Source organism: Hymenobacter saemangeumensis (genome assembly GCF_039541835.1).
GTDB classification, from domain to species: domain Bacteria; phylum Bacteroidota; class Bacteroidia; order Cytophagales; family Hymenobacteraceae; genus Hymenobacter; species Hymenobacter saemangeumensis.
Genome location: NZ_BAABGZ010000075.1, coordinates 95,261 through 106,592 on the forward strand (window position 1 = coordinate 95,261; position 11,332 = coordinate 106,592).

The following is an 11,332-nucleotide window of genomic DNA, read 5'->3' on the forward strand; positions in this document are numbered from 1 at the left end:
ACCACGCGGCTTTTCACGAGTTGCGGTCCGCTTACTTTGTAACCTCTTCTAACGTGATACCATGCCCCACGCTGCAGACGACGCCACCTACAATCAGGTAATTGAGCTGAACGAGCTGTACAATGAATTAGCTCGTTTACAGCAAAAGCTCCCCGGTAGTAAGCCGAAGCATAACAACTACGCCGACCAGGAGCAGGCCGTACGCAATAAGGCTCAGGAAATAATCTATTTCGCCCTTGGTATCCGCAGTGCTGGCACCGACCTGCATTCGCAGGTTGATTCTATAACGGAAGGGTGCGTTCAAACGCGAGCTAACCCTTATAAGAAGCTTGCGCACGAAGTAAAAATCCCCCCTCGCCGCTAGGCTGGGGCTTGCCTAAGAGTCTAGTATCGCGATTAGCTTGTTCCAGCGCAGCGCGGCGTTTAGCTCGGCCGCGAAAGTCGACGCGGTGTGTTTTTGACGAGCGCGTTGCTGCAACCACGTCGTCAGCCTTGCGTCGTGCGTTTTCAGTCGAAATCCATAGGGGTCTAAATAGGAGGGCAAGTCCTGCTTAAAGACCGCCGTTGATTGGTACACACGCAGATAATAATCCGTATCGGCAGGCAGGTGAGAGGTGCGCTGGCCAAACGTTTTGTAGAAATCAGAGGGCGCAAGGAGAGCAGGCATTATGGTTTTGCGAGAGTCTGTAGTTATTCGCTCCCAAGTAATTTTTGAACCGAATGCTGGCCTTGGTTAAAAGTTTGGTACAAAAGTTAAACGAGCGGCCACTCGGTGGGCGAACCGCCAGCTAGTGTTGCCCCAGTGGCGGGGCCAGAAAGGTGCACCTTACCGGCCCCATCTAACAGGACGTGTTGGTATAGGTGAAATAGGGGCCAGAAAGTGGGGCCAAAGCCGTACCTTGGTGGCCCCACCTTGTTGACCGTTTGCGTGAGCAAGGAGGACCGTACTCTCATCCTCGACGTCATGCCGCCCTGCTTGGACATTTACATCGCTACCCGCGAGCGCACCCTGACTTGTATCCACCGCTTCTTGTCGGCCTACGCCGATCTTACCGAGGACGCCGTGCGGGACGATTTTGAAGTGCGGCCCACCGGCTCACCAGAGGGGTTTATCTCCGGCACGCTGGCCACTACGTTAGCGTACGGGCTGGCCCAAGCAGACCGTGCCTTTACCCTCTACTTTCACGGCCAGCCCCCGAACTACCGGCCGATGCTTTACTTCAGTCCGCACGGGCGACTGCTGCTAGGCCTCTCGGTGGAAGCATCCACTCCGGAAGGGGCATCGAACGATGCGGAAGCCGAGCACATGTTGCAGCGATTGAAAGCGGAGTTTAACACGGAGTATGGCCTTATTGCCTTTGAACTCCCTCCCGAAGAAGCCGATGAGGAATTCCCTCCTCACCTCTTCTAAGTCCAATTAAGCTTCTTTTCTATGCATTTCGGTTACGCCCGCGTCTCGGCCAAAGACCAACACCTCGACACCCAACTCGAACAGCTCAAGGCCGCCGGCGTCGACCGCCTGTTTCAGGAAAAAATCAGCGGTGCCACCACCCAGCGGCCGGTGCTCACGGAGTTGCTTGCCACCTTGCGCACCGGCGACACGGTGACCGTGGCACGGCTCAACCGGCTGGGCCGCAACAGCGCCCACATTATGCAGGTGGTGGCCGACCTGCACGCCCGCCAGGTGCGCTTCGTCGCCCTGGACCTGGGCATCGACACCGCCACCCCGGCTGGCCGGCTGGTGCTGGGCATCTTCGCCGCGCTGGCCGAGTACGACCGCGAGAGCATCCGCGAACGGGCCACGGCGGGCATCGCCCTGGCTAAAGCCCAGGGCAAGCACCTCGGCCGCCGTGCGGGGGTGGACGCCGCGAAGCTGGCCAAGGTGCAGGCCTGTCTGGCCGCCGGCATGTCGGTGCACCAGACCGTGGCCGCCACGGGCGTCAGCGAGTCGAGCGTCAAGCGCTACCGGCGCCAGCTGGCACCGTAAGCCCGTGGCCCGCTACCTGCCCCTGCTCGACGACGCCCAGCGGCGGGCCTTCGACCACCCACCCAAGTGGACCGCGGCCCAGCGCAAGCTCTACTGCAGCTTACCGGACTGGGCCACCCAGGTGCTCAACAGCTTGGTGACGCCCCACAGCCGGGGCGGCTTCGTGCTGCAGGTGGGCTACTTCCAGCCGACGGGGCGTTTCTTCTCCACCGACCGGTTTCGGGCCGCCGACGGCGCGTACGTGCAGCAGCGCTACCGCTTGGGCGAGGTCGAGTGGGCGCGCTACGACAAGGCCACCCGCTTCCACCACCGCCAGCTGATTCTGCAGCAGTTCGGCGTGGCCCCCTTCGAGCAGGTCGAAACCGTCGTGCGCGCCCAGGTGACCCATTTTGCCCGCCAGCAGATGAATCCCGTGGCCGTGTTTCATTCGGCGGCCGATTACCTGCGGGCCCGCCGCTGGGAACTGCCGACCTACGCGGGCCTGGCCGGCGTCGTGACCGAGGCCTTCCGTACTGTCGAGGAGCGCCTCACCACCCAGTTGGCGCTGCACCTGACGCCGGCCGTGCGCCAGCAACTCGATGCCCTATTCACCACGGAAGCCGACGAGCCCGCGCACGCCCACCGGCCGTACCGGCTCACCACGCTCAAGCGCAGCCTGGAGCTGATGCGGCCGGCGGCCATCCGCGCCAACGTGCAGGACTACACGGTGCTGCAGGCCCTGTTTGCCCAGGTCCACCCCGTCGTGCAGGCCCTGGACTTGTCGGAAGAGGTGGTGCGCTACTACGCCCGCTACGTGGAGCGGGCGCAGGTCTTTCAGGTGCGGCAACAAGCCGACAAGAAATACCTGATGGTGCTCTGCTTCGTCGTCTACCAGTACTACCAGGTCGGCGACCTGTTGACGGAAACGCTGCTACAGGCCGTGCAGACGCACCGCAACGCGGCCCAGCGCGAAACCCAGGAGCGCGTTTACCGCCAGCAGCAGGACACGGCCGCTCAGCTGCGGGAGCTGCTTGACGGGGTGGTGAGCCACGGCGCGGCCCTGGCGCAGCTGGAAGACGTGGCCTTTTCCTTTGCCCGTACCAACGAGGAGAAAGTGGCCGCCCTGCTGGCCTGGCTCCAAACCCCGGACGTGGCAGCTTTTGCGCAGCTGCGCCAGACGGCCCAGCAACTACGCAAAGGCGGGGGCGGTAGCCCTACCGGCCCATACTACCAAGTAGTGGAAGAGCGTTCCCGCACCCTGCAGCGCCGCTTGGGCGAGATTCTGCGCCGCGTGGCCTACGAGGGCGCGGCCGATAGTCCCCTGGCCCTGGCGCTGGCCCAGTACCGGGCGCGCGACGGACAAGTGGGCAGCCACCCGCCGACATGCTTTTTGAAACCGGCCGAACGGACCGCGTTGGCCGAAGCGGCCAGCCCCGTGTCGCTCTACAAAGCCCTGTTGGCGGGTCACGTGGCCGACCACCTGAAAGCGGGCAAACTCAACCTGGCGCACTCACTGCGCTACCGCCCTTTTGATACCTACTTGCTGGATGCCACCACCTGGGCCACGCAGCGGGAGCAACTGCTGCTGCAAACGAACCTGACGGACTGGCGAGAACCGGGCTCCTTTCTCGACGCCTTGCACACCAAGCTGGCGGCCGCGTTTGCCCGCACCTTCGACCGCCTGGCGGCCGGCACCAACCCCGGGGTGAAGACGCGGGCCGATGGCCGGCCCCGCTTCCTCACCCCGGCCCAGCCCGTGGACGAAGAGGCCCCGCCGCCGCGCCCCCTGTTTCCTGGACCGGGGCTGATTTCGCTGCACGAGGCGCTGCACACGGTCAACCAGGCGTGCCGCTTCACGGAGTGCCTGCAGCACTGGAGCCCCCGTAACCGCCCGCCTCGGCCGGCCGAGCGGGTGTTCTTTGCCGGCATCATGGCCTACGGCTGCAACCTGGGCCTGACGCGCATGGCCCACGCCACCAAGCACGTGGCCCAGTCCGCGCTGGAAAACACGGTCAACTGGTACTTCTCGCTCGAGAACCTGCGCCGGGCCAACGACGCGGTGGTGGCCCTCACCGGCAAGCTGCCCGTCAGCCGCTTGTTCCAGCGCGACCCCAACCAGACCCATACCTCGTCGGATGGCCAGAAGTACTACGTGGCCGTCGATTCGATTCATGCCACGTACTCCTACAAGTATTTCGGGCAGGAAAAAGGGATTGTGTCCTACGGCTTCCTCGATGACCGGCACCGGCTGTTCCATTCGGTTACCATCAGCGCCTCGGAGCGCGAGGCAGCCTACCTGGTGGACGGCCTGTTGCATAACGACGTGGTCGAGTCGACCATTCATTCTACCGACACCCACGGCTTTACGGAAGTCAACTTTGCCGTCACCTACCTGATTCAAGTGGCCTTTGCTCCGCGCATCCAGTCGTTTCAGGACCAGCAACTCTACGCCTTTGCCGGCATGGACGTGCCGGACCTGACGGCGTACGCCCTGGCCCCGGTCAAGCGCGTGGACCGGGGCCTCATCGAGGCACAGTGGAAACCATTCTGCGGCTCATCGTGAGCCTCAAACAAAAGCACGTGACAGCCTCCACCGTGCTGCGGCGCCTCAATTCCTACTCCCAGCACCACCCCGTGTACTTGGCCCTGCGCGAGCTGGGCCGGGCTGTGCGCACCGAGTTTCTGCTCCGTTACATGGACGACCAGGACCTGCGCAAGCGCATCGACGACCAACTCGACAAGCTCGAAAGCACCCATTCGTTCGCTCGGGCTGTCTTTTACGGCCAAAACGGGCAGATTCCTTACGCCGGCAAGGAAGAGCAGCAGCTGGCCGATGCCTGCAAACGGCTGGTCCAAAACGTGATTGTGTGCTGGAATTGCCTATACCTGAACCAGTACTTACTCCAGGCCCCGGCGGCCGAGCGCCAGGCCGTGGCCGATGCCATCGCCGCCAGTTCGCCCGTGAGCTGGCAGCACCTCAACCTGCACGGCGAGTTTGACTTTTCCGACGAAGCCCTAAAAGACTCGCTCCGTTTCGATGTAGAGGCGCTTTTTGCCTTCCAGTGGGAGCCCCCAGTTGCCCCGCTCGTTTAACCTTTGTACCAAACTTTTAACCAAGGCCACTTATGGACTAAACTCAATGTAGCTTATCTCCTGATGGGCTGTAGGCTTCCCCGTTAGGTGAGCCAGTGAAAAGTAGAGGAAGGTGGTATCTTTTCATTTCTTCCCTACTGCCCATGAAAAAGAGCCGTTTCAGCGAAGCCCAAATTATTGGCATCCTGCGCCAGCAAGGCCAGGGCCAGACCGTCGCCCAGCTATGCCGTGAGCACGGCATCAGCGAACCTACGTTTTACCAGTGGAAAAGCAATTACGGTGGGCTGGAGCTCACCGAGTTGCAGCGCCTCAAGCACCTGGAGGAGGAAAACCGCCGCCTCAAGCAGTTGGTGGCCGACCTGAGCCTGGAGAACCACGTGGTCAAGGAGGTGCTGCGAAAAAAGTAGTCGCCCCAGCCGAGCGGCGCGCCGTGGCCGAGCAGGCCGTGGCCGCGGGGCTGAGCCAGCGCCGGGCCTGCGCACTGGTCGGGCTCGCCCGCCGCTGCTACACGGCCCGTCCTGCCAGCCGGCGCCCGGCCGCCGACGCGCCGGTGCTGGCGGGGCTGCGGGCGCTGGTCGAGCGCCACCCCGGCTAGGGCTTTTGGAAGTACTACTACCGCTTGAGCAAGGACGGCGTGGTGGTCAACCACAAGCGCTTGTGGCGCCTGTACCAGGCCCAGCACCTGCAAGTGGGCAAGCGGCGCAACAAACGCCGCTTGCCCGCGCGTGTTCAGCAGCCGCTGGCCGTTCCTGCCGGGCCCAACCAGTGCTGGTCGCTGGACTTCATGAGCGACGCCTTGACCGACGGGCGGCGCTTCCGCACCTTGAACGTGGTGGAAGACTGGAACCGCGAGCTGCTCGGCATCGAGGTCGACTTCTCGCTGCCCGCCGCCCGCGTCGTGCGCTTGCTCACACAACTGGTCGAGCGCCACGGCACGCCGCAGCGCCTGCGCGTGGACAACGGCCCGGAGCTCATCAGCCAGGCCCTGCAGGACTGGTGCAGCAGCCAGGACGTGGTCCTGCAGTGGATTCAGCCCGCCAGCCCCACCCAAAATGCGTACGTCGAACGCTTCAACGGCTCGTTTCGCCGCGAACTGCTCAACGGTTTCCTCTTCGCTACCTTGCAGCAGGTGCGCGAACACTGCCGTTTGTGGCAGTACGACTACAACCACTTGCGCCCCCACCAGGCGCTCAACTTCGTGACCCCAACCGAATTCCGTCAAGCCGCCTGACCTCTACTTTTCACTGGCCCACCAAATGGGGGAGCTTACAATCCTGCGCTACCTGCTCAGCAAACCCTTGCGACGCAAGATTCACGTCCAGCTCAACAAGGGCGAGCGGCTGCACGCGCTGCGCGTGTTCCTCTGGTTTGGCGGCGACGGGCTCATCCGCCGCAAGCAGGAAGAAGCCCAGCAGGAAGTCGTCGGCGCCCTGAACCTATTCACCAATCTGGTGGTGCTCTGGAACACGGTCTACCTGCAGCAGGTGGTGCAAACGCTCCGAGCTGAAGGCGTGGCGGTACGCGACGAAGACCTGGCCCGGCTCTCGCCCGCCCGCTACGAGCACATCAACCGCCTGGGCAAGTACACCTTCCCGCCAGGTGGAAGTACAACCCAACGGGCTGCGCAGCCTGCGAAACCCATCGGAAGCAGCCCCGTTGGGCGCTTAGAGTAATTTTATCCCCCGCTGCTATAAGAAGGCCAACCTGCGAAGACGACCAACCGCATCTGATTACGCAGGTAGCGACCACCGTCAGCACCGAGGCGGATTTGGCTACCTTGCCGCAAATTCAGCAGGGATTGGCAGACCAGTCGTTGCTACCATCGTAGCAGTTGGTCGACACCGCTTACGTGAGCGCCGAGCTGCTCGTCCAGAGTCAGCAACGCCATCAGGTGGACTTAGTAGGGCCCGCGCGGAAAGACCAGAAACGGCAGGCGCTAGCAGGACGAGGGTATGCGGCAGCGGATTTCCACGTGGATTGGGACGCCCAGCAAGCCACGTGTCCCCAGGGGCATCCGTCGCAATCCTGGATTAAAACCCTGGAAAAAGGCCAGCCCCGCGTGTTTATCAAATTCTCCCGGAAGCACTGCGGGCCCTGTCCCGTTCGTGCGCAGTGTACGCGCATGAAACGCCGGGCCATTAAGCTGCGCGCCGATGCCCCGTATCACGCCTTGCAAGCTGCCCGAGCACGCGACAGCCAGGCAGACTGGCCCCTGCTCTATAATCAGCGAGCGGGCATTGAAGGCACGCTCTCGCAAGGGGTTCGCGGCTTTGGCATGCGCCGTTCGCGCTATGTGGGCCTGGCCAAAACCCATTTGCAGCACGTCTTTATCGCTGCGGCGATGAACCTGTCGCGTATCGTGAACTGGTTAAACGACGTGCCGTTAGCCCAGACCCGTCAGGCCGCCTTCAACCGATTGACTCCGCCAGCAATGGCTTAAAACCAATTCGCCAACAGTATCCTGTTGGAAGAAGAACCCCTTGTGGCCGGGCTGGCAGCCCTTCCAGCCATTCCAGGTAGTCAGTTTCGGGCGATGGTCTATTTCGTGGTGGTGCCACGAACCGCAGGTGGTCAGCGTAGCTCGTTGCCCGCAGGGCATCCTGACACCACTACTTGTCGAACGTCACCGTTCTAACAACTAGTGGTACCACGACTTAAAGTCGTGGCATCACCAGAGCTTGGACCACCGCCAGAAAAAGGCCTCCTGTATCAGGATGGCCTTTTTCTTTTGAAGAGTTGTGTTTTAGCACACACACACAGTTCTCAGGACGCAGTTCAAACCGTTGATATCGCAGTACTCTATAGTTCGCTCACAACCAGGATTGCAGCCCCTCACGCCCCCTTCAATAACCACTTTCAAATTAGAGGTTGACAAGGTGATCTTTTTATCACTTGCTGCTGGGTCATACTTTTCGAGCAAAGTCCTTAAATCAGAAACAAATTCTGCTGCATTTGCGGATGAGAGACTGTGTCCAGCTCCTTTGAAATACCGGCGCGGTTTATTTTTCTTCTTTGCCATGGTGTGTTATGGTTTTACGTAAAAAATTGCAGAATCTGCTATAACTGCGCCGCTCGCTGTCTGGGTGGATGCTCTTACCTTCAAGGTTCCTTTGAATCCTGTCAAGATGGAGTAATAATTCACGATTTGGCCATTGGAATCACTTTGGGTGGCAAAATTTCGAAAGTTACCCCTTGGCCGGTTGACCGAGTCAACGACACTTAAATTGATAGAATGGCCAAGAGAAGGTTTCCCCGTAGACCTAGCCAATTGAACCGTAATCGTGACTTCCCCCGCAGGCTCCGGTTTGTAATACAGCTTATTAAGCAAAACCCTAATGCGTTCTGGATGGGCTCGTTCGAAAGTGACAGTAACGGGCTTGGTAAAATTGCTTGTTCTTGCCGTAATAGTAGCATTGCCACTTGAAAGTGGGCTAATGAGGTTCGCGTAGGCAATTATTTTGTTTTCTTGATTCTGAAAGACATTCTGTGCTGTTACCGTCACAGTTGGTTTTTTTTCACCCTCGAACACGCCATTGTCAGTCGAAAGCATTACACTACGTTTCCCATCTTCTGTTGATTTTGGCAACTCGACAGCAATCAACGATTTGCTGCTGCCATCTGCTAGAACCTTGGCAGGTGCAGCCGTTAGCCCTATAATGACTGCATCAGGAGAAACATCGTTTTCAGAATAAGTGCAGGCTGCCAAGGCCAATGGCAGTAAGAAAAGTATCCGGGTTTTTGCAGGTAGATTCATGAGCTTAACTCGTCTATTTGATTTGGAATATTTTTCCGACTTGTCCAAGTATGGCTTCAAGCTTGAGATTTATGGAAATGCCAGCATAAGGAGCTACGCCAACTGACTGTTCATCAGTTAACGGATTGGGGTCGAGTTGTTGATAGAACGCTATGCCCGAATTCAGGCTCACAGCATGGCTAAATTTATAACCCAGTCCTACTAATACATTCCTGCCCCCAAATAAATCTGCACGATAAGGCGATTTAGCAAAGGAAGAGAGGGTTAAGCCCGCGTTGATGGACAAACGCTCATAGCACTTGACGCGTCCTGTGAGCAATTTAAAGGGGATATCGGGATCCAAAGCGCGTACTGAATACGTCAAGCCCACATAGGGCACAACGACCGTGAAGTCCTTTTGCATACCAGCAACTACTACCCCCGCATCGGCAACTAAATTAAGAGGTGCGCTGGTGGTTAAGCCGATTACTTGTTGCTGAATAGCGTTTGAAGCATTAATAAAGTTAAAAAGCATTTTTCGCTTTTTTGCCTTTTTACCTCCCTCAATAACCTCCTCAATAATAAATGGTACCCTCGTAATGGTTTCCTGAACTTTGGAGCTATTGTTATTATCGTATAGCTTCTTGAGATTGTCTTGATAATACGTGACCCAGTCCGCTAAGATAGGCCTCGATAAATCGTTTAAAGCTTTTCGTTTGTCATCAGTTATAAGAAAAGCATCATCTATTTTTTGCTTGTCTCCTTCATGGATGGCTTCAAACAGCTTCAGGTAGTCATTCAAAAGGAGAGCTCCTTGAGGGGTGTCGAGAAAGCTTGTACTCGTCACCAAAATCACCTTCGCATTTGGTTTTAATGGGGGAATTAAAATATCAATCGCTTTAAAAGAGCCTTTCAGGAAGGTGTCATCGGGATACAGATCCTTGTTAATCTCGGCAAAACCTAATTGTATTTGGTTAACATCACCTGGATCGAGGCTCCCTTCCACCAGATACACTCTTGTTGGAGCAGCGCCTTCATAGTACATTCTAATATAAAAGTTGCGGTCGAATGGGATGTCTCCAATGGGGATGCCAGCCAAAGGGTCCAACTTCACGATAGTAATTGTCTTACCAAAGTAGAGTGGCATTCCTGTCCTTTCTGGTTTGTAAGCGTCTGTGTTTGAGTTAATTTTATTTGGCGCTTGAGAAAAAGCGCTGTGCATAGTGAGCAGACTCACAAGCAACAATGGTATTAGCCTTGCTTTTGGATTGTGTGTTTTCATGTAGTAAATCATTTAAGTGTTTGATAGCACCAAACCTAGGTAACTTATACTGTTGAATCCAAAGGCTATCATGACTTTTATTAATAAGAGCTTGTTAAGCTGGTCTAAGAGGTAGCCTAAAGCGTTGGCGGTGGTCTATAGGCGAGTGATTGCCGTATAGGGCTGATGATAGTAACGACTCAACTATGCGCACGCTGCGGCAGCGAGCAGGTGCGCAAGAACGGCAGCACCGGCGGGCGGGCCAAGTACCAGTGCAAAGCATGCGGCTTCCAAGGCACCCGCTACCCGGCCGGCCCGGCGCGGGCGGCGCGGTATGCGCAGGTGGAAAAGCTCCTGGCCGAGCGCAACTCGCAGCGCAGCATCGTGCGCCTGACGGGCGTCTCGCGCATGACCGTGGCCAAGCTGGCAAAAAAAAGCGCAGCAGGCGAGCCCGCCGTTGCCCCGGCTGCGCCCGAAAAAGGCGCAACGCCGGCAGTGGGAGGCGCTTGAACTGGACAAAATGTGGACGTTTGTGGGCTGCAAACGGCGCAAGGTCTGGCTCTGGCTGGCCGTCGAGCGCGCCAGCCGGCGCGTGGTGCCCTGGGTGCTGGGCCGCCGCGACGCGGCCACGGCCCGGCGCCTGTGGCAGGCCCTACCGAAACGCTACCGGCGGCACTGCTGGTACTTCACCGACTTGTTTCCGGCCTATGCCGAGGCGCTGCCCCGCGGCCCGCACCGGCCGTGTCCCAAGGGCGAGGGCCACACCTGCATCGTGGAGGCCCTCAACTGCTCCTTAGGCCAACGCTGTGCCGTGCTCGTGCGCAAAACCTGCTCCTTTAGTAAGTCCATGGCCATGCACTCCGCCCGAATTAAAATTGTCATCGATAACCACAACCTCACTCTGAGAACGTGTTTGGGAATTAGGTTGGGCAATAAGAAACGAGCCAGTAAGTTGCGTCGGGAGTTCCTAGGCTCCGGTTCGCACCATGGTTGACGGCTATCAACCCCTTACTGACTCGTTTTCTTTTTGGCTATCCAATTCCCAAACACGCTCTTAGAATCTCTGTGAAGGACTGAAATACTGCTAACGGCGTGGCATAAGCCATGTAACATTTGTACCAAACTTTTAACCGAGGCCAACTGTGGGAGAGCATCAAGAAGTGTGGGGCAGTAGGGTTCAAGGTCTTCCTGCAAAAGGGCATCGTCGGCGAAATAGCTGCCGCCGGCATAGGGAATCCCGTACTCCTTGCCCCAGGGCTTGAAACGGTGCAGGTGCCAG

12 protein-coding genes and 2 pseudogenes are annotated in these 11,332 nt (G+C 58.3%); 9 read left to right on the forward strand and 5 right to left on the reverse strand.

The genetic code is table 11. The features are described 5' to 3' along the window. The first annotated feature begins 61 nt into the window (after nucleotides 1–61). Nucleotides 62–364 (forward strand): hypothetical protein, encoded by a 303-nt coding sequence (locus ABD919_RS18950; protein ID WP_345237632.1) that lies wholly within the window; start codon nucleotides 62–64, stop codon nucleotides 362–364. A gap of 12 nt (nucleotides 365–376) precedes the next feature. On the opposite strand, the gene ABD919_RS18955 is transcribed toward ABD919_RS18950, so the two are convergent. After that, nucleotides 377–667, reverse strand: a complete 291-nt coding sequence (locus tag ABD919_RS18955) for a hypothetical protein (RefSeq protein ID WP_345237633.1) — start codon at nucleotides 665–667, stop codon at nucleotides 377–379. Nucleotides 668–976: 309 nt separating this feature from the next. Between ABD919_RS18955 and ABD919_RS18960 the strand changes: the two genes are divergently transcribed. The 6 genes and pseudogenes from ABD919_RS18960 (at nucleotide 977) to ABD919_RS18990 (ending at nucleotide 7,499) form a co-directional block, all read left to right on the forward strand. Next, a complete protein-coding gene (locus ABD919_RS18960; RefSeq protein ID WP_345237634.1) occupies nucleotides 977–1,411 on the forward strand; it encodes a hypothetical protein in 435 nt (144 codons plus the stop codon). 21 nt (nucleotides 1,412–1,432) lie between these two features. Continuing rightward, the gene (locus ABD919_RS18965; RefSeq protein WP_345237635.1) at nucleotides 1,433–1,987 is read left to right on the forward strand and encodes a recombinase family protein; all 555 of its coding nucleotides are present in this window, start codon (nucleotides 1,433–1,435) and stop codon (nucleotides 1,985–1,987) included. Between the two features lie 4 nt (nucleotides 1,988–1,991). Then, nucleotides 1,992–5,059: pseudogene (locus ABD919_RS18970) on the forward strand (Tn3 family transposase). A 143-nt stretch (nucleotides 5,060–5,202) separates the two neighbouring features. Further along, nucleotides 5,203–6,290: pseudogene (locus tag ABD919_RS18980) on the forward strand (IS3 family transposase). A 25-nt stretch (nucleotides 6,291–6,315) separates the two neighbouring features. Next, nucleotides 6,316–6,732 (forward strand): Tn3 family transposase, encoded by a 417-nt coding sequence (locus ABD919_RS18985; protein WP_345237638.1) that lies wholly within the window; start codon nucleotides 6,316–6,318, stop codon nucleotides 6,730–6,732. A 158-nt stretch (nucleotides 6,733–6,890) separates the two neighbouring features. Continuing rightward, nucleotides 6,891–7,499 (forward strand): transposase, encoded by a 609-nt coding sequence (locus ABD919_RS18990; RefSeq protein ID WP_345237639.1) that lies wholly within the window; start codon nucleotides 6,891–6,893, stop codon nucleotides 7,497–7,499. A 303-nt stretch (nucleotides 7,500–7,802) separates the two neighbouring features. On the opposite strand, the gene ABD919_RS18995 is transcribed toward ABD919_RS18990, so the two are convergent. From ABD919_RS18995 to ABD919_RS19005, 3 genes are read right to left on the reverse strand one after another with little or no spacing between them, the layout of a single operon-like run. Next, on the reverse strand, nucleotides 7,803–8,078 hold the full coding sequence (locus tag ABD919_RS18995; RefSeq protein WP_345237640.1) for a hypothetical protein: 276 nt from the start codon (nucleotides 8,076–8,078) through the stop codon (nucleotides 7,803–7,805). Nucleotides 8,079–8,084: 6 nt separating this feature from the next. Then, on the reverse strand, nucleotides 8,085–8,813 hold the full coding sequence (locus ABD919_RS19000; protein ID WP_345237641.1) for a hypothetical protein: 729 nt from the start codon (nucleotides 8,811–8,813) through the stop codon (nucleotides 8,085–8,087). Between the two features lie 13 nt (nucleotides 8,814–8,826). Then, the gene (locus ABD919_RS19005) at nucleotides 8,827–10,074 is read right to left on the reverse strand and encodes a hypothetical protein (protein ID WP_345237642.1); all 1,248 of its coding nucleotides are present in this window, start codon (nucleotides 10,072–10,074) and stop codon (nucleotides 8,827–8,829) included. A 165-nt stretch (nucleotides 10,075–10,239) separates the two neighbouring features. Between ABD919_RS19005 and ABD919_RS19010 the strand changes: the two genes are divergently transcribed. Together ABD919_RS19010 and ABD919_RS19015 are read left to right on the forward strand one after the other, a co-directional pair. Further along, a complete protein-coding gene (locus ABD919_RS19010; RefSeq protein WP_345237643.1) occupies nucleotides 10,240–10,563 on the forward strand; it encodes a transposase-like zinc-binding domain-containing protein in 324 nt (107 codons plus the stop codon). A 10-nt stretch (nucleotides 10,564–10,573) separates the two neighbouring features. After that, a complete protein-coding gene (locus ABD919_RS19015; RefSeq protein ID WP_345237644.1) occupies nucleotides 10,574–11,047 on the forward strand; it encodes an IS1 family transposase in 474 nt (157 codons plus the stop codon). Nucleotides 11,048–11,061: 14 nt separating this feature from the next. On the opposite strand, the gene ABD919_RS19020 is transcribed toward ABD919_RS19015, so the two are convergent. Further along, nucleotides 11,062–11,332: hypothetical protein (locus ABD919_RS19020; protein ID WP_345237645.1), on the reverse strand; the 271-nt coding region annotated here is incomplete at its 5' end.

What these genes read in the sequence shown, in the direction of transcription:
- ABD919_RS18950 (WP_345237632.1), top strand. Translation starts at nt 62, where the DNA reads ATGCCCCACGCTGCAGACGACGCCACCTACAATCAGGTAATTGAGCTG.
- ABD919_RS18955 (WP_345237633.1), bottom strand. Translation starts at nt 667, where the DNA reads ATGCCTGCTCTCCTTGCGCCCTCTGATTTCTACAAAACGTTTGGCCAG.
- ABD919_RS18965 (WP_345237635.1), top strand. Translation starts at nt 1,433, where the DNA reads ATGCATTTCGGTTACGCCCGCGTCTCGGCCAAAGACCAACACCTCGAC.
- ABD919_RS18985 (WP_345237638.1), top strand. Translation starts at nt 6,316, where the DNA reads ATGGGGGAGCTTACAATCCTGCGCTACCTGCTCAGCAAACCCTTGCGA.
- ABD919_RS18995 (WP_345237640.1), bottom strand. Translation starts at nt 8,078, where the DNA reads ATGGCAAAGAAGAAAAATAAACCGCGCCGGTATTTCAAAGGAGCTGGA.
- ABD919_RS19000 (WP_345237641.1), bottom strand. Translation starts at nt 8,813, where the DNA reads ATGAATCTACCTGCAAAAACCCGGATACTTTTCTTACTGCCATTGGCC.
- ABD919_RS19005 (WP_345237642.1), bottom strand. Translation starts at nt 10,074, where the DNA reads ATGAAAACACACAATCCAAAAGCAAGGCTAATACCATTGTTGCTTGTG.
- ABD919_RS19010 (WP_345237643.1), top strand. Translation starts at nt 10,240, where the DNA reads ATGATAGTAACGACTCAACTATGCGCACGCTGCGGCAGCGAGCAGGTG.
- ABD919_RS19015 (WP_345237644.1), top strand. Translation starts at nt 10,574, where the DNA reads ATGTGGACGTTTGTGGGCTGCAAACGGCGCAAGGTCTGGCTCTGGCTG.